Origin of the sequence: Paenibacillus graminis (genome assembly GCF_000758705.1) — a bacterium.
Lineage (GTDB): Bacteria > Bacillota > Bacilli > Paenibacillales > Paenibacillaceae > Paenibacillus_AQ > Paenibacillus_AQ graminis.
The window spans coordinates 4,278,619-4,295,990 of sequence record NZ_CP009287.1; the positions used below are offsets into that span (position 1 = coordinate 4,278,619).

General features: G+C 45.9%; 19 protein-coding genes. 5 read left to right on the forward strand and 14 right to left on the reverse strand.

Annotated features, from left to right (window positions below; all coding sequences use genetic code 11):
* Window positions 1–104: 104 nt before the first annotated feature.
* On the reverse strand, window positions 105–296 hold the full coding sequence (locus PGRAT_RS18240; RefSeq protein ID WP_244884027.1) for a hypothetical protein: 192 nt from the start codon (window positions 294–296) through the stop codon (window positions 105–107).
* Window positions 297–507: 211 nt separating this feature from the next.
* Here PGRAT_RS18240 and PGRAT_RS32470 point away from each other — a divergent pair, with 211 nt between their 5' ends.
* Window positions 508–1,791: a cohesin domain-containing protein gene (locus PGRAT_RS32470; protein WP_081954754.1), complete on the forward strand. Its 1,284-nt coding sequence runs from the start codon at window positions 508–510 to the stop codon at window positions 1,789–1,791.
* 43 nt (window positions 1,792–1,834) lie between these two features.
* Here PGRAT_RS32470 and PGRAT_RS18250 read toward each other — a convergent pair whose 3' ends face one another.
* The 4 genes from PGRAT_RS18250 to PGRAT_RS34405 all read right to left on the reverse strand — a co-directional run bounded on the left by PGRAT_RS18250 (window position 1,835) and on the right by PGRAT_RS34405 (window position 6,077).
* Window positions 1,835–2,053 carry a hypothetical protein gene (locus PGRAT_RS18250; RefSeq protein WP_025704596.1) on the reverse strand — a complete coding sequence of 73 codons (219 nt, stop codon included), beginning with the start codon at window positions 2,051–2,053 and terminating at the stop codon, window positions 1,835–1,837.
* Between the two features lie 98 nt (window positions 2,054–2,151).
* On the reverse strand, window positions 2,152–3,012 hold the full coding sequence (locus PGRAT_RS34390) for a hypothetical protein (RefSeq protein WP_244884028.1): 861 nt from the start codon (window positions 3,010–3,012) through the stop codon (window positions 2,152–2,154).
* A 736-nt stretch (window positions 3,013–3,748) separates the two neighbouring features.
* Entirely contained in the window at window positions 3,749–4,591 is an 843-nt protein-coding gene (locus PGRAT_RS34395) for a hypothetical protein (protein ID WP_025706468.1), read from the reverse strand.
* Window positions 4,592–5,078: 487 nt separating this feature from the next.
* Complete coding sequence (locus PGRAT_RS34405) at window positions 5,079–6,077, reverse strand: PT domain-containing protein (RefSeq protein WP_244884029.1); 999 nt, start codon at window positions 6,075–6,077, stop codon at window positions 5,079–5,081.
* Between the two features lie 249 nt (window positions 6,078–6,326).
* Between PGRAT_RS34405 and PGRAT_RS18280 the strand changes: the two genes are divergently transcribed.
* The 3 genes from PGRAT_RS18280 (at window position 6,327) to PGRAT_RS18290 (ending at window position 7,442) form a co-directional block, all read left to right on the forward strand.
* Window positions 6,327–6,515: a type II toxin-antitoxin system HicA family toxin gene (locus PGRAT_RS18280; protein WP_025708625.1), complete on the forward strand. Its 189-nt coding sequence runs from the start codon at window positions 6,327–6,329 to the stop codon at window positions 6,513–6,515.
* A gap of 39 nt (window positions 6,516–6,554) precedes the next feature.
* Window positions 6,555–6,977 (forward strand): type II toxin-antitoxin system HicB family antitoxin, encoded by a 423-nt coding sequence (locus PGRAT_RS18285; protein WP_025708627.1) that lies wholly within the window; start codon window positions 6,555–6,557, stop codon window positions 6,975–6,977.
* A gap of 219 nt (window positions 6,978–7,196) precedes the next feature.
* Window positions 7,197–7,442, forward strand: a complete 246-nt coding sequence (locus PGRAT_RS18290) for a hypothetical protein (RefSeq protein ID WP_025708629.1) — start codon at window positions 7,197–7,199, stop codon at window positions 7,440–7,442.
* On the opposite strand, the gene PGRAT_RS18295 is transcribed toward PGRAT_RS18290, so the two are convergent.
* Window positions 7,439–7,921 (reverse strand): hypothetical protein, encoded by a 483-nt coding sequence (locus PGRAT_RS18295; protein ID WP_025708631.1) that lies wholly within the window; start codon window positions 7,919–7,921, stop codon window positions 7,439–7,441. The genes PGRAT_RS18290 and PGRAT_RS18295 overlap by 4 nt on opposite strands.
* Window positions 7,922–7,995: 74 nt before the next feature.
* Here PGRAT_RS18295 and PGRAT_RS18300 point away from each other — a divergent pair, with 74 nt between their 5' ends.
* The gene (locus tag PGRAT_RS18300; RefSeq protein ID WP_025708634.1) at window positions 7,996–8,541 is read left to right on the forward strand and encodes a stalk domain-containing protein; all 546 of its coding nucleotides are present in this window, start codon (window positions 7,996–7,998) and stop codon (window positions 8,539–8,541) included.
* On the opposite strand, the gene PGRAT_RS18305 is transcribed toward PGRAT_RS18300, so the two are convergent.
* The 8 genes from PGRAT_RS18305 to PGRAT_RS18345 form a co-directional block, all read right to left on the reverse strand.
* Complete coding sequence (locus PGRAT_RS18305; RefSeq protein ID WP_244884030.1) at window positions 8,538–10,535, reverse strand: phage tail spike protein; 1,998 nt, start codon at window positions 10,533–10,535, stop codon at window positions 8,538–8,540. The genes PGRAT_RS18300 and PGRAT_RS18305 overlap by 4 nt on opposite strands.
* A 28-nt stretch (window positions 10,536–10,563) precedes the next feature.
* Complete coding sequence (locus tag PGRAT_RS18310; RefSeq protein ID WP_025708638.1) at window positions 10,564–11,175, reverse strand: macro domain-containing protein; 612 nt, start codon at window positions 11,173–11,175, stop codon at window positions 10,564–10,566.
* Window positions 11,176–11,186: 11 nt separating this feature from the next.
* Window positions 11,187–11,705 carry a phage distal tail protein gene (locus tag PGRAT_RS18315; RefSeq protein ID WP_025708639.1) on the reverse strand — a complete coding sequence of 173 codons (519 nt, stop codon included), beginning with the start codon at window positions 11,703–11,705 and terminating at the stop codon, window positions 11,187–11,189.
* Window positions 11,706–11,780: 75 nt separating this feature from the next.
* The gene (locus PGRAT_RS18320) at window positions 11,781–11,996 is read right to left on the reverse strand and encodes a phage holin (RefSeq protein ID WP_025708641.1); all 216 of its coding nucleotides are present in this window, start codon (window positions 11,994–11,996) and stop codon (window positions 11,781–11,783) included.
* 2 nt (window positions 11,997–11,998) lie between these two features.
* Window positions 11,999–12,766 (reverse strand): M15 family metallopeptidase, encoded by a 768-nt coding sequence (locus PGRAT_RS18325; RefSeq protein ID WP_025708643.1) that lies wholly within the window; start codon window positions 12,764–12,766, stop codon window positions 11,999–12,001.
* Window positions 12,753–13,115 carry a hypothetical protein gene (locus PGRAT_RS18330; protein WP_156124072.1) on the reverse strand — a complete coding sequence of 121 codons (363 nt, stop codon included), beginning with the start codon at window positions 13,113–13,115 and terminating at the stop codon, window positions 12,753–12,755. The genes PGRAT_RS18325 and PGRAT_RS18330 overlap by 14 nt, the downstream gene beginning before the upstream one ends.
* A 204-nt stretch (window positions 13,116–13,319) precedes the next feature.
* A complete protein-coding gene (locus PGRAT_RS18340) occupies window positions 13,320–13,619 on the reverse strand; it encodes a hypothetical protein (RefSeq protein WP_025708649.1) in 300 nt (99 codons plus the stop codon).
* 93 nt (window positions 13,620–13,712) lie between these two features.
* Window positions 13,713–17,267, reverse strand: a complete 3,555-nt coding sequence (locus tag PGRAT_RS18345) for a hypothetical protein (RefSeq protein WP_155990542.1) — start codon at window positions 17,265–17,267, stop codon at window positions 13,713–13,715.
* Window positions 17,268–17,372: the final 105 nt, after the last annotated feature.

Genomic DNA, 17,372 nt, shown 5'->3' on the forward strand with positions numbered 1-17,372 from the left:
CTGGTCGCCGCCCGCTTAACCGCCTCAACTCTGGAAGAGTCGGCATCCGTTTGAAGTGATAACGAAACTGTACGATGATCCGCAGCAGCTTACGCGGGGTATCGTCAAGCATATCTACGCTCCTGCACTGACTGCCAAGCGAGGATGTTGGCGACCAGAAATACCCGGGGCGCACCGGTGGAAAGGCAGGTCGCGCGTATACGGCCATTACGGATGCCGTGTACTTCAATCTTCCTCTGCGTGATCTTCCCCGCTTTGTCCATATATACGATTTCAACGGTTTGACCAATGTGCATTTGATCGCCTCCCATTAAATAAGAACATTTGTTTGTATTATAACCAAACGTACGTTCTATATACAATATGTAAGATACTCTTTTACTAGGATAAAAAAGATTTTCATCATATTTACTCACTTTATTACATATATAGGCATATTTGTTTAGACAATCTTTCTTTGTTTTTGTAAAGTCAGGTAGCATTAATACATAATAAGGAGTGTACCGAATGAAGAAAATCAAAATAATATTAATGTTTTTGCTTATTTTCGCAGCTTTTCCTATTTCCAACATCTTAGCCGCAAATGAAGATTTATTGTCGGGCAAGTTATTTGTTTCACCTAATAATAAAGTTAGCAATCTAGCTTATATCACTGACAATAAAGACAGTACAACATCATGGTGGACTGGAATTGAAACTATTTATTATGAATTCTCTGAGCCAGTTAACATTTCTAGTGGTAGATTTATACTTAATACTTCAAACTCTAAAGCTGGAGTTAAATTATATGATGATACGGGAGCACAAATATATTATTCAAACTCTTCGGCTGGTACATATACCATTGGGGCGCTATCTAATGTAAAACGTATTGAGGTTATAGGTACATATTCCAACGACTTCGGTGGATCAAGCATTGCGGATTTTAAACTTTATGGATCTGTGACTGTTCCAACACCGACGCCAACAGTAACGCCTACACCTACAGCAACACCTACTGCAACACCAACACCAACACCAACACCAACACCGACAGCAACACCAACAGCAACACCAACACCTACTGCAACACCAACACCGACAGCAACACCGACAGCAACACCAACACCTACTGCAACACCAACACCGACAGCAACACCGACAGCAACACCAACACCGACAGCAACGGCAACAGCAACACCTACACCAGCGCTTGATCCTACTCTTGATGTAGCCATCGCTCCCGAAAAAATCGGTGTAGGCAAAGAGTTTACTGCTGATATTTCACTTAAGAACGTGAAGGATATTTATGCTGAAGACTTCGAAATCAGATATGACAATAAGCTTCTCCAATACCTAGGCTTTGAAGAAGTAACTGGCTATAAGGTATATAACAATCCAACCGATCAAAACGGTTCCGTTCGCTTTGTAGTAGCCAGCCAAGGCGAAGAATATGGTATTAACAAAGACACTGTAGTTATAAAACTTAAGTTTAAGGCTAAGGCTATAGGCACGGCGGTGATCGATTCTACGAAGGCAAGGATCGCAGACACAAAGGAAGAATATGATCTAAAAAAAGACAACTGCTTAGAGGACAGCATTATTATTGAGGCGGCTGACGTCAACAAATCAGGACAGTACACCCTACTCGATCTCTCAATTGATGCTAGATATTTCAAGTATTTCGCGGCTGATGTTGACCCTGTGAAGTACAACGCACAGCAAGCCGGTGATGAATACGTTAATGATGACGATCTACTCTTCATTGTGGATCAAATGTTAAACAATCCAGACTACCAGCCTAATACTTAAATACAACGTTAGCAAGAAACCCGTCAAGCTCAGGCTTGACGGGTTATTTTATATATACTCTAAATTCAAAGCGTTCCCGGATAAACCGGCCACTAGCAATCTTCACACTTTCTGGAGAGTATCCCTCTACTATGCCGCCGTAATCCATGATATGCCCTTCAGGATCATCTTCTGGGCGGAACCATACAGATACCTTAGATTGCGCCAGCGCTGCCGCCAGGAAGTCTGTATCACTCTCTAGAACCTTATAAGTATTATTCAAAGCGCTCACTCCTATGTAACAAAATACCCCACCAATAATGGCAGGGTACGGTGCTTCCGTTACATTTATTTTATCTTGGCAGGAACAATGTGTAAATGCTATTTTGCAGAATATTCATCTACGCTGAACGTAAGAATCTTATCGAAGATCACATAGTCCTTCCGGCTGGTGAATGGGCCTTTGTTATTATCGTGCTTATTGATTGCAAACGATGCAGTTCCTGTACCGCCCTGCTTATTCTCATACCAGGTGATAAAGGAATTCACTTCCTCCATGCTTAAATCAAATTCTTTTTCAAGGCCGGTGTTCATCGTTACTACCAGGATAGCACGGTTACCGGTAGATTGATCCGGAGTAGGACTAGGTGTCGCAGTTGGTTCCGGAGTTGCTGTTGGTTCGGTAGTCGGTGTAACTGTCGGTTCTGGTGTAGCCGTAGGCTCAACGGTTGGTGTAGGTGTTGGAACAGTATCCTCATAAAGTTCCCATTCAAGCACCTTTATATCGTATTTATTATTATTCCAAATGAAAACCTTACTTACGTTGTTTACTCTAGCAGGCAACTCATATATTCCATCGTCACCGGGAACACTACTTATAACCGTTAACGATGTTACCTTTGAATCGTAAAAAGCAAAGTAAAGAGGCTGATCATCCGCATTTTCAATATGCAGCTTATACCTGTCGATAGTCTGAGGCGTAGAAAAATCATAAATCAGGAAGTCGTTGATCGTGGTTGATTTCGTATCTGCTTTTACAACGAAACCAGTATTAGTGTTATTATCGGTAACCGAAGTCGTTGTTCCGATCGGATTGTTTTGATTAGTTCCTGTTTTAACCACTTTCCCAGATAATAATGCTACAGATTCCGCATTTACATTTGACGGTAATGCAACTAAATTCAAAATAAGGGTTACAGCTATTAAAACGATCGCTACTCCTGCTTTGTGTTTCCACTTCATCTTCATCTACTCCTTTAATATGTATGCATCAAGCCTACACTAAATAAAGGCGAACAAACAGTCTGTTATTCGACAGAAATTTACAATACACTTAAGGGTTGTTGAGGGAATATGTGGATTAAAGTCAATGAACAGAAATAAAGCCTATCGACCATTTTAGGTTGACGGGCTTACTTTATGTATACTCTAAATTCAAATCGTTCGCGGATAAATCGGCCACCGGCAATCTTAACGGACTCTGGCGAGTATCCCTCTACTATACCCCCGTAATCCATAATATGCCCTTCTGGATCATCTTCTGGCCGGAACCATACTGATACCTTAGTCTGTGATAAAGCAGCCGTCAGAAAGTCTGTATCGCTCTCAAGGACTTTGTATGTAGTGCTCAAATTAACCACTCTATAAACCATATGTAAATAAAGCTAATCCTAAAACAACAACCCCTACTGCCATCATCACATTTACCTTTTTGTTTTTTAAATAGAGATACCCCCAACAGATACGAGCGCTCCACACATCGTTACCATAATTAATGATCGTTGTCCCCGATCTACACCGTCATAATGGATGAATAAGGACATGCCTAGAAGAATAGTTGCCGTAATAAAGTGAACACCAAGCGCTCTTAAGGTCTTTTTCATTCAAACACTCCCTATATAAAATACCCCACCAATACTGGCAGGGTACGGTACTTCCGTTACATTTATTTTATCTTGGCAGGAACAATGTGTAAATGCTATTTCGCAGAATATTCGTCTACGCTGAAGGTAAGGATTTTATCGAAGATCACATAGTCCTTCCGGCTGGTGAATGGGCCTTTGTTATTATCGTGCTTATTGATTGCAAACGATGCAGTTCCTGTACCGCCCTGCTTATTCTCATACCAGGTGATAAAGGAATTCACTTCCTCCATGCTTAAATCAAATTCTTTTTCAAGGCCGGTGTTCATTGTCACAACCAGGATTGCCCGATCGCCTGTCGGCTGCTCTGGTGTTGGAGACGGGGTTACAGTTGGTGTTGGCTCAATGGTTGGTTCTGGTGTAGCAGTAGGTTCAACCGTGGCAGTGGGTGTTGGTTCTGGAGTTGCTGATGGGGCTGAGTACAAATTGAACTCTGCAATATTCAAAGATATCGTTCCACGTTGGCAAACGTATACTTTCTTTACATTAGGAACAGGAATAGATAGGTTATATATTCCATTATCGGCGGGTATAATCCCACCAATGCTTCCACTTAATTCATTTCCGTTAGCATCCATAAATACAATGGACACTGGAGCATTATTATAGTTAGGTATAAGCATTTTGTATGCACTTATAGTAAGTGGACTATTGAAAGTATAGACTAAAGTATCAACTACAGTACTATCGCTTCTTTCAGTTATTAAAGTAAAATATGTAGACTCATTGTTATCGGTTACTGCTGCAGTTGATCCCTTAATATTTGTAATACTTGTTGAAGTGCTTATTGCAACTCCATCCAGCAATCCCACTGGACTCTCTGCAGCTTTAGTTAAATTAGGCGTAACGATCAGGATAAGTAAACATAGAACGATAAAACCAATTACTTTCTTCTTCAAAACATCCATCTCCTTTAATATGTATGCATCAAGCCTACACTAAATAAAGGCGAACAAACAGTCTGTTTCTCGACAGAAATTTACAATACACTTAAGGGTTATTGAGGGAATATGTGGATTAAAGTCAATGAACAGAAATAAAGCCCATCGACCATTTTAGGTTGACGGGCTTACTTTATGTATACTCTAAATTCAAATTGTTCCCGGATAAAACGCCCACCGGCAATCTTAACGGACTCTGGCGAGTATCCCTCAACTATACCACCGTAATCCATCATGTGGCCTATTGGGTCCGGTTCTAACCGAAACCACACTGACACCTTAGACTGAGCCAGCGCCGCAGCCAGGAATTCCGTATCACTCTCCAGAACCTTATAAGTATTATTCAAAGCGTTCACTCCTATGTAACAAAATACCCCACCATTACTGGCAGGGTACGGTACTTCCGTTACATTTATTTTATTGTGCCTGGCACAAGTTGTAAATGCTATTTCGCAGAATATTCATCTACGCTGAACGTAAGAATCTTATCGAAGATCACATAGTCCTTCCGGCTGGTGAATGGGCCTTTGTTATTATCGTGCTTATTGATTGCAAACGATGCAGTTCCTGTACCGGACTGTTTGTTTTCATACCAAGCAATGAAGGAATTGACTTCATCCATGCTGAGGTCAAACTCTTTTTCAAGGCCGGTGTTCATCGTCACAACCAGGATTGCCCGGTCACCTGTAGGTTGCTCTGGAGTTGGAGACGGGGTTACAGTTGGTGTCGGTGTAACCGTTGGTGTCGGTGTAACCGTTGGTGTCGGTGTAACCGTTGGTGTCGGTGTTGGCTCTACCGTTGGTGTCACTGTTGGAGTTGGTATTGCTGTTGCTGTTGGTACTGGTGTTGGAGTTGCTGTTGGCTCAATGGTTGGTTCAGAAGTAGCTGTAGGTACTACGGTTGGGGTAGCTACCGGCTCTGCAGTTGGTGTTATAGTCGGTGTCGGTTCTATATTATACAGATTAAACTCAGCAACATTTAGTGTTCCACTACCTTTTTGTATTACCCATATTTTCTTCACATTAGTCAAAGGCTTAGCAAAGGAATGTATTCCATTATCACCTGGAATCACTTCATTAACGATACTACCTTCAATCGCTACACCTTTACTATCTTCGAAAACTATATACATTTTTTCCCTATTATAATTTGTTATGAACATTTTGTATGAATTAATGGTAACAGGACTGTCGAATATAATGAGAAAGGAATCTTGCTTTGATTTTGAACTATCACTTCTTTCGTATATCAAAGGGTAACTAGTTAATTCATTATTATCGGTTACTTGTAACGTTGATCCCATTACAGTCGTATTATTTGTACTTGTTCCAATTGCTTTACCATCCATTAAACCTACAGGACTTTCAGCAGCTTTAGTTAAATTAGGTGCGGCGATCAAGATAAGTAAACATAGAATCATAAAACTAATTACTTTCTTCTTCAAAACATCCATCTCCTTTAATATGTATGCATCAAGCCTACACTAAATAAAGGCGAACAAACAGTCTGTTATTCGACAGAAATTTACAATACACTTATGGGTTATTGAGGAGGGAATATGCAGGTTGAATCGAGGATACGAACTCTAAATCACTGGTATGGGGAACTTTCCTGGGCAGTATCTATACGTATAATTCATACGTTGACACGTATTATTAATACGTATATAATAGGAGTGTGAGGAGGGCTGAGATTGAAGGCTTACAGTTCAAGAGAAATCATAAAAATTCTTGAAGAGGACGGATGGTACATAATCGGAGCAAATGGGAGCCACCATTACTTCAAACATTCGACAAAGCTCGGTAAAGTTACCGTGCCACATCCTAGAAAAAGCTTTCCTCCCAAGACACAAGCAAATATCCTTAAATCAGCAGGGTTGTAGGGGCGCAAGCTCCTCTCCCTCAAGGAGGCTAAACTATATATGAGTAAAAAAGATGTATACCGCTTTTGGGCGCTGCTCGATACGGCAGACGAAGGAATCTCTGTTCGCTTTCCCGATCTTCCCGGATGCCTGACTTCCGGAGACAGCGCGGAAGAAGCCTATGCTGCAGCCCGTGAAGCGCTGGAGGGATTTCTGTACGTCATGGAGCAAGATGGTGACTCTATTCCCGCACCTTCCCCATTGGATGTGATACTGGCACAAGCAGATGTCGGAGAAGCCGCATGTGACGTTCAGGTGTATATGCCTGTTGTTCGGGAGGCTATGGAGAACAAGGCTGTAAAGAAGACGCTGAGCGTACCCAAGTGGTTAAATGATGCAGCGGAGAGTCAGCACCTTAATTTTAGCCAGGTCCTTCAGGAAGGATTGAAACGGAATTTAGGTATTGATAATCAGCGCGTTTAAGTGGCAATTGCTTGGCCTATTCACCCGCCTGACGATGGCCGGAAGGGAAACGGCCGAAACTCACTCCCCAATCTTGGAGGGTGAGTCGCGGGAACCCGCAACTGTTCTTCATAAAATAAAAAAGCCCCCGCGCTGGGCAGAGGCATACATAAAGGAAAATACTCCCTTATTGGCGAATGACTAATAGTTTGTCATCTGACCAAGAAGGGAGGTATTACAGTGGATGAATTGGCGAAGAGTATTTTATCTTTCCTGATAAAAGAAAACGAAAAGGGAGAGTCGTGGTCTCCCTTGAATGACGAAGCTTCAGAGAAAAGATTTGAAGCTCCATGGACAAGAATAATGGTGCGGCTCCGCATGATGCAAGCCGGTGGTTTGATCACTATTCAAGCTTTAAACTCGGACGACGAACCGTCCGATGTTGGGATCAAATTAACCGAAAAAGGCAAGAACTTTTCAATTTAAACTTTGATGTCATGGAAGGTCTGGATAGATTCGCGAATAATCTCCCGGACCTTTCCTAAATTATCTTCGTTCAGCAAAGAGATTTTTATGAGAACACTAAACGCGCTGCAGAAACCCGTGATGCTTGTTGCCTCTTCCGGATTTTCTTCATAGAATTTCTTCACAAATTTCATGGCACTTTTAATGGATGCCAGGTTCCATTCTTCATTAGTCATATATTTTTCTCCTTCCTTATTTGATCCTATGTAGGAACTCTTGATAAAACCTCCGTCTATAAGCTCAGTTTGTCCGTGATTATGATCCGTTTTAATCGGAGGAACGAGAGAAAAGTCATAACCATTCTTGTTAACCTTAAAGTAGTCGCTATCTTTCGGAATCCCAAAATTATGAGCTCCTGTAGATACCGGATTTGCTTCCTTTTCTGCTTCTCGCTTATCAAGTTCTTCACGTACAATTCTCCGGATCATTTCCTCATTCATTTACATTTCCTCCCTAAAACTTCTGGCAAATTATACCGTATAATATGGTAATATGAAACCAAGGAGTGATTCTCTTGAAAAAAGCAATTATAGGACTTGTAGCCGGTATGTTAATCGGATCGGCAGGAATGGCCGCAGCTGCGACCACCCCAACCGTCCAGGCTGTACTTGCAAAATTCACAATTTCCATCGACGGACAAAAGCAGACGCTTAAGAATGATCCGCTTGTTTATAAAGGCACTACATACCTGCCAGTCCGCGAAGTGGCCGAAATGACAGGGTACGCATTGGAGTTTGATAATTCGAAAAAATTCATTGATTTCAAATCGAAGGGAGGAACTAACGTGACCACATCACAAGTTGAAAACGAAATTAATTTAAGTGAATGGATTTCTGCTAAAAAATTAGTTGAGGATTACGCCGTGGACATATCAGCAGCTTCTGGAAAAATTAGAGATATCAGTTTTGAGCTGGGCGATAAAAAGATAGTTTTCTCAATGCCTGGGCAATTGGTAAATGACGAATATACAAGCGTTGATGGTATGCATACCGCCATTGTTAAGGATGGGACTATCTATCTCTCGAAAGAAGCAGCTTCTTATTTAGGAGTTAATTTCTAATAGTTCCCACCCCCTCTGCTTTGAACGAACAATTGAGAAACAACTGTGGCCGCTATACGCCCGAGTTTATCGGGCGTTATGCGGATCTCGTGAAAAACCCCCCTATTAACCTTTCCACTTTCATCCTTGCTCAAATAAGGAATGATGTCTATATCCGTCCCACTTGTCTCGTTAAACGGGACCACATTACCATCCACTGTTATGTTTAAAGCCGTTGGTGATGGCCCTGAATAAATTCCGTACTCGATCCCGTGTGTATGAGCTGGGATCTGATGTGTATGTTCCATGTTGTGTGTATGCTCCATGTCGTGCGTATGATCCATGTCATGTGTGTGCTCCATATTGTGCGTATGTGAATCAATGTTGTGAGTATGATCCATATCATGTATATGATCAGGCAAATCTATTAAATGTGAGTGCATAGCCGGGTTGTGAGTGTGCCCCGCATGGGTAACCCAAGTCACAAACCCCCCGCCTGGTGTCGCTAATTGAGTTCCATTAGCCACACCATGATTATGGGCACCTTCATATGTTGTGGGATCTGGTGCAAAACCCGGATCTAGTTTATAAGCTCCGGTTCTGGTATTGACCACTCCTCCACCAGCTGCTGTTGTTGATCTGCTGCTTGGACCTGATGTTGTTTGCCCCCCTGCCGCCGTGGTTTCTGTACTACTAGGCCCTGCTGTCTGCCTTGTGCTAGGCCCTGCTGTGTCTCTTGTGCTCGGTCCAGCCGTTTGTGTGCTGCTCGGACCGGATGAAACTGCTGGAGCCGAAGCAATCGCCTTACTATAAGCCCGGAACGCCTCTACCTGGAACGACAGCATGACTTTATTGATCCGCGCCGTCTCCTCCGGTACGTAGAACTTGAGGATGGCTGGATGTGTTGGGTCTGCATTGTCTGCAAAATCCCTGGTATCTAAGTTGGTTGCCCCCTGCGCATATGAATCGTTAATGTGCTGCCGGTTCTGCAGGTCCGCTATGCTTCCCGCGATATCCTCTGTCCGGTTTGCGATTTCAATCTGTACGTCTCCAGGTGCGCCGAGCATGTCATCCTTGCCCACGTTGACCACCCGCACAATAACATCCTCGCCCATCTCATCATCTTGTACCCTTACACGCGCTCCGGTCTTGAACTTATATATCTGCTGTCCAGTCAGGCGGTGAATTTCAGAGCCTCCGACGCGGTAGGATATGCGAGGCACCTTTAGCTCATTAAACAGTGTCTGGCAGCGAGCCAGCAGTGTCTCAGGGTATTCGAAACGTCGGTCCACAAAGATAGATGAAAGTATACCGTACTTAGCCTGCGCTGCTGCATCCTCGATGTATGGCAGGCCGCCGTTAATTCCCGCGAATGTCAGTTGATTAACCCCTTCTCCAAATCCAAGACCATACAGCCGCGTGCATAGGTTTGTCGGGTCCACTACCTTCTCAATCTCCGTCATGTTCACGCCATACCGGATATAAGCCGTAACCGCTTCATCGGGTGGCACAAGGTTCAGCGTCCAAGGATAGGATGTGGTGTCCCATGTCCACTGATATTCGGAGTCAAAAGGCTTTGGCACCGAAAAAAGCGCCCCGAGCAGCGTCTCATTTTCCCAGTTGTATTCGAATTGTCGCGTGAAGCCCACTGTTCCCAGCTTCCAACGAGGCATAACTTGCTTGGATAGGATATACTGAATCACTTGAGCGGTGTACACACCCAAATTACCAACCGTATGAGATTGGAACAGTACGTCATTCAGCAGCGTAGCCAGGACATGCTCACATTCATATTTGATAATCGGCCCGCTCTGGCTCCGGTTCATGGTGTTCGGTACAATTCGAAAGAGTTCCACCCGTTCGTCATCATCGTACAGCTCTACAAAATAGAACGGCCGGCACTCTACATTCTTGGGATCATCCCCCGGCAGGCTGAAGCCCGCGGTCCATAATGAATTGAGTGGCATACTATATTCGATGTCAAACGCATTCTCCAACAGCGCCACACGCCGCATCTGAGCATCATAAATTGTGACTGGTGCTTTAGGCATAATAACCACCTCTGAGCCTTCCCTCAATCTCCCTGACGACTTCCCAATTCATTCGTCGCGGGGAATCAAATACTATATCGTAGGCGGCTCTCATTTGATCAGCAGCCACGTTGAAGGTTACACCGCCCGTTGCCGTTCCGAGACCCGGACAGATGACCCGCTCAATGTACTTCCGGTGTTCTCCGCCGCCGTTGTCATTATGATTAAGAATGGCTTGAAGCGCCGCTTTCATCGCTAGGAAAACATTGATTGTCCCTGCAATGATCATGGGAAACCTCATTGTCGGTGTATGCGCGACAAATGGATGCTTTGTGTTTTCCGTCTCAATAATCAGCGATGTGCCAACAGCCTGCATTCTGGCATGATACACGAAAATACTCGCTTGGACAGATCGCTGCAGCTCTGGTCCGAAGAACTCCGCCACTCTGAGATCAAAACCGCCGTCCATGATGCCGTAACTATTCGCAGGAGTGATTATGCAATCCCACTCCTCTATTTCTTGGAATGGACTATTCATGACCTTGACGTCCTCCAGCCCTGCAAAGGCTTGTTCAAATTCACAACAAAGATCAGGATTTATATCCGCTAATATCAGTTCAATCATGGTGGCCCTCCTTATATGAATTTATCCCGGTACGTGATCCGGAGTAAAACACTGCGTCCTGTTGCAGGGTCTGTGTAAACGATGTTGTTATCTCCGAGATTCAAATCAAAAAAATCGCCCTGCATCATGTGAAGAGCATTTTGGCTGTTCTTGGTGAAGGTCAGGTTCTTGCTGTCGATTATGATCCGGTCACCTGGAGCAAAGGTTCCTGAAAAATTGATTTCATCGATGTGGAATCTGCTGCCATTACCTAGCAGCTTTCCAATCCCATGCAAAACGGCCTGCTGTGATAGCTCTCGGATAAATGATCCTTTTAAATCGCCTGCTCCGCTAAGAGCAGCAGCGAACATAATCTCACGTATAAATGTTGCCTTGAGTCCGCCTTGGCCTTGTATACCTGCCGATCCGGTAGCAATGACGTTAGCTCCTGCCTTTAGTACCCCTTCTCCTTGCAGAACCGCGCTGCCAAATACAAAAACCGAAAACTCCCGATTAAACGCTATTCGGTTAAACGATCCTCTATTAAACATGGACAGGTCTCCTATCCTAAAAATGAAATAAGCCCCGCCTTGAAGGGCAGGGCATAATCCCAAGCGCTTGGGAATTTACTTTATATCAGTGTATCCTTTGCCTGCTTCCGGGTTGCTTACAATCCCTAGTACCACCAGGATACCCAAGACAGCATTTACCGCCGCTGTAACCTCTTCGTATTTCTCCGGGGCCAACTGAAACCCGAAGATTGCCCCAATGGTCTGTACACCCAGTAGCACAGCCGCTGTCAAGGATACCCATAAGCCATAATTACGCCATTTGCTATTCATGATTATTTAGCCCCCTTTGTAAAAAGACCAAGATTAAAGAGTATTTGAATCATATTAAGTTCCAGCTTTGACTTGTCCGCCGATGTGGTTACCGCTCCCGCTGCCTTAGCAGCTTCTAGTGCGTCTTTGTAACCAGTGGCATATGTTTCCTTGCCTGAGATATTCAAACGTTTCTCCAAGGCCGCTATGCGTCCCTCTTGTTCCTCAACTACTTGCTCCAACTCCGCGATTTTACTCATATCCTCACTTGCCTCCTCTTGTAATTTATCAATGACGGCAAATGCCGCTTTTACCTGTGCTGCTGTTGGCTGATAACCTTGTCGCAACGCGGACAGTGCCAGACCAAAGCTCATTTGAAAATGCGGATAATCCTTTATACTGGTCCAGTCCCCGCCCCACTCAAAGCCCAGCGCCTTAGCCTCCTGTACAACCTCCTGCCAGTCAGCCACCCTATCACTGTCACCGTCCCGCGTCGTGTCCCAGGAGACGTTACGACCATCCAGCTGCAGCAGCCCAAAGTCTATAGCCAGACCGTAATTGTGATAACTGTGTCCACCTTTGGCGTTGGTTACGATCTGGCCGGGCTTCGTGCGACCCTTCGCGTAGAGAGAATCTTGCTCTGCGATTGTCCGCAGTCCCTGGGTAATAACGATTGGCACACCCCGCGCATAGCAGCGCTCAATGAGCGCCACCGTAGCCGCCACCAGGACCGGGTGTAGCCCAACAAGGCGAGCCTGAGATTTAAGCTTTACTTGGTCAAGCGTCAGCATCTTCCTTCTCCTCCTCTCTCTTAACAGCCGGGAAGGACAGAAACAGATCCTGCCTCCGGGTATACATGAGCACGGTCAGGATCACCAGTCCCAATGTCGTGCCGGTCTGTGCTACGGTCCAGGCTTGAGACTTAAGCGCTGCATAGACTGCATCCCCGCCGGTAGCAGTGCTGAAGCGAATCCAGAAGGCCACAGCCATTTTGACCGTGTATGCCCCGAGGAAGAAGAACGCCGCCAGCATAAATAGGCTAACCACCCTGGCCCGGAATCTCTTCCGAAAGTACAAAAAAAGCGCGGCTATCAGCAGCAACGCACAGACAAACGAAATACCGTATGCAATCAATAACAAAATATCAATGCCCCCCATGATTAACACCCCGATCATATATTAAAAATTCAGCAAAGCCGTTATTCCTGATTTCCTCCTGAATCTCCTTGGAGGCATCTTTGTAACGGCGAATGGAGACAGTCACCCGCCCGGACGCTTGGTGTAGCTCTCTCTCTTTATCGCGGTACCGGGGGAATACTCGTCTTAACCACTTCATAAGCACGGTTATCCTCCCCTATCCTCATCATTGCCGTTAACAGCAGCATGATCTATTTTGAGTCTCTGCAGCACTTCAAGTGTTGGAGCCATAAAGTCGGCCCGCTCTTTATCCAATATCGCCTGTAGCCGGTCCCGGTCTTCCTCCGCGCGGTCCAGCAGTTCACGCGGTACCAGGTTACCCTTAACGATGGACCTGACCAGCGTGATAACGATGATCAGCAATATCAGCGCGACGATGTAGGCCAGGCCATATTTATCTGCGAGCGGCAGCAGCTTTTCAAGATTTGATACGTCATTGCTATCCATTCCCCCCGCTCCCTTCTCTCTCTAATGTAAAAAAGACAGCCCCCGGGACAACCGAGAGCAAAATAAAAACGCCTGCTATGGCGTTAACGTAAATTAGTTATATGCTAGTTTCCCCGAAGCTGCACAAGAGGTATAGCCTCCGCCCATAGAAGCCTCCACTTTAAAATAAAGAATAACCCGATTGTCAAGATTGAAGGGTTTTGTGAATGTGCCATTGGCTCCTATGTCAGTGTTACCATACCATCCACCCTGATTATTAGATCCACCTTGCGTATTGGTTGAAGTTATCTGCCTATTAACCCTGTCAATAAACAGACCGCTTTGCTGAGAATACCAGCTTCCGCCATTGCTCTCATATCCGGCTAACAATAATTCGTTTCCATGGATATCTTGCAGAATAATGCCTTGCTTTTGAAAGATATTAGTGGAAGATTGGTCCTGATTAATGTATCCAGCATATGATATGTTTGTCCAACCGGCTGGCACTCTAAAGATTTCGTGATAACCTGTCGGGGGTGGTGAACCCGGTCCTGGGCTACCGAAGTTTACACCAAAAGCCCCACCGTAGTATTCACGCATTGTTCCAACTACCCCAAGAGCAGACTTGCCCAAACGCAAATCCCCTGCGGCAATACCGATCGCATTTGCAACTCTTGCTTGGGGGATTAAGATTTCAGGGTAGCCTGAACCTCCGTTTGTCTGATACGCTCCCTGTGGAATGCCTACATATAACTTTCCGTCGCTGTTTGTCACATACAGGTCCGCATCAGTGTAAGCACCCTTTACAGGCACACCCCCCTGCACCCCTGCAATGATTGTGTCTGACAATATCTTATTAGCCGGTGCGTTTACCGCAGATACGGTAATGGGCGTATCATAAATCCCCGCCGCCTTGGTCTGTACCGATGTTGTGGGCGTGACTGTGCCGCCAGTTTGCACCGGTAGGCTACCTGTCACCGTCCCGGCGATAGTCTCTGCCGTTTTGCCTGCTCGGATGTCTCCGGCTACTGCTGTTCCCTCACCTCCTTCACCCTGTAAGATAAAAGCCGTTCCGTTATACCGGACCGTGTAAATGATTCCGGCCTTCAGACTGCCTGCTGCTGGGGCACTACCATTTGCCTTAAGGATGGGTTTTGCCCCAAGTCCGTTGACGTTTATCGTCACAGCCCCGGTGTTCGTCTCCAAATTTTTGAAGACTACTCCGACACCGTCCAGGTATTCCCTGAAGGCTGGCGACAATGTGATTGTCTTGGCATTGACTCCGGTTGCCAAACCATATCCTGGATGCCGTACGAAATCGGACTCATGTGCTGTAAAGTCCAGCCGTAGGTTATCGGCCTTGGCCTCGATATAGTCATCCGCAAAGTCCTGTCGGTCATCCGCCTGTCGCAGCTCCGCGACACTCTGGACCACATCGGACACCACACCGCTAAGTCCTGTCCGCCATGTGGCCGCTGTCTCCGTGACATTGGCTGTTAGTCCGTATTTGTCCAGAGCAATATAGGTGACGTAATAATCCTTGGTTGAATCAAAGTTCGCGACACTTATACCCAGCGCTACAGAACCAAAAACCACCTCACCAACAGCGTTATGGGGGGTAATTCCCCAGGCACTATCAACCTCCGCTCCTTTATATATAGATAAAAATCGCTGCACTCTATACTTAGGTTTGCTGCTCGTACTAACGGCGTTGATATAGTATTTATTGTCAGGGGCATAGAGTACCGGAGTTACCTTTTCCCGCTGAATCAATCCTGTATCCACGCTAATTTGATTGCCTCCCGGATGTAGCGTTATGCTACCCTCTGCGTTGGTTACTGCCACCGGCACGGCTGCGGAGGCCAGCGCGTAATCCAGTGTAGCCCAGCCCGTCCAGCCTGAAGCTTTATTGGCGGATACCCACGCCTCTGTATTCGTTGCTGGGGCCGATCCGTCTAGGATTGACACCCAAGATGTATAGACGGTGCCGTTGTTGGCTGCGGCTTTCCACCCGTTGAACAATGCCTTAATCGCGTTGATATTAGGATTGATTGTCTCAGCCCATCCAGCATCAATGTCAGCGATGGATAGTTGGATAAACGTACCCGCTCCACCACCGTCAAACCCATCAGCGGTTGATGTATCAAAGCTCTTCATTAACTTTCCATCGTATCTAAGCATTGCACCAACAAACGGACCTGAAGCAATCATGCTCGATGGTCTTGTAGTATAGACTTTTTTCAGCCCAGTACCGTCAGAGCCAAAAGACCAGGATAACGATCCATCAAGCACATATCCCTTTTTGACTCTCTCCATATACATCCACTCGCTGCCCTTCGAGTACACGCTATCCCTTATACCACCTACCTCTCCAAGAGTGACCGGGAGGATAACGGATTGCGGTTCGGCTGGGGTAAATGGCGTGGCAGCGCTGCCTAGTTCAAGCTGCGGATTGGAAAAGGTGAAAGTTCCGGCAGCACTGTTCGTGCATCTAACTATGATAGAGGCTACCGCCGCATTGGTTGTAATGGTAGCCGTTTGTGCAGTGAATGCTTGGTTTAGAATTGACGTACCATTGGCATCGTACTGCTGTATCTCCAATCTACCGTTATGTGTCGCTGACAGCGTATAAGCCTGATTGGGCAAGGCGTTTAGCTTATACATTGGGCCTTGGTATTGTCCTGCCGCAGTCAAGGTCAAACTGTAAGGCCCACTGAGTGCCGAGTTTGTGAGCTGCGTCCACTCGGCAAACGGCCCCAGCAGGTTGCGCCCCTGTTTGGTAATAGCTACACCCTGTACGTGCTGCTTGCCGTCTACATGGGGCAGGTAATCCCGGATGTTAGACTCCGTGATATCTACGCCAATACGAGCATACAGAGCATCGTCCACCGCATATACTCCAGCGCCGTCATACTGTGCCCAGCCTACGGTCCCTGCGGGAGCTTGGTTGTATAGGTGTATCGCTAGACTGGTTGTGTCAGTGGCAAGCGTAAACCTAACAAAAATGGTTTTCCACGTTGTGGATGCCGATGTACCTGATCCAGTGACATACCCATTGTTATTGTATACAGACATACCCATTAATCCGTTTGTGCCGTCCGTCATAGCATCGGCTATAAACACGTACTTCCCGGCACTTGCGGATAGAGAGGTCTTGGATACTCGCCGGTCTACGCTGGTGTCCGTTGTTCCACTGGTAATCCTCTGCGCGTTTGTACCATATCTGCCCGGCACAAGGGAATATGTCGCTGGAGAACCACCAGTCAACCCATCTGCTAATCCATTAGAATTACTATCCACTTCAAAATTTCCGTCCTTGCCAAGCAGATTTACCAGCGTCCGCCCGTTAACCACCAGATCCAGCTCCGAGCCGTTTTGGTCTGCCGTGACCAACGACAAGCCGGGTCCCAGGGTTTGGGTAAGGTCTACACGGCCAGTACGTGCGTCCAGGTCTTCAATGTTCGCTTTAAATGCGTTATGGTCGGCGGCTGTGTAGTACCTAGCCACCTTGGACCCAATAACCCACGCCTTTGCTGTCGTACCATCAAAGCCACGTGTGCAGCCCGTGAGGTTGTTCCCTGTTTTCCCAGTATAAAGAATGGTTTCGCAGCCTTCGTCTGTTCCGATCGTGAAGAGGTTCGGAGCCGGAGGAAGCTTAGATGCATCCAATACCGATACTGTTGTTGCTGCTGCGGTAAGGGCTGCTGACAATTCTGTGGTTGGGCTATTTGTGATTGCTTGATACATTGTCTGTTGTGCCAATATTTACGCCCC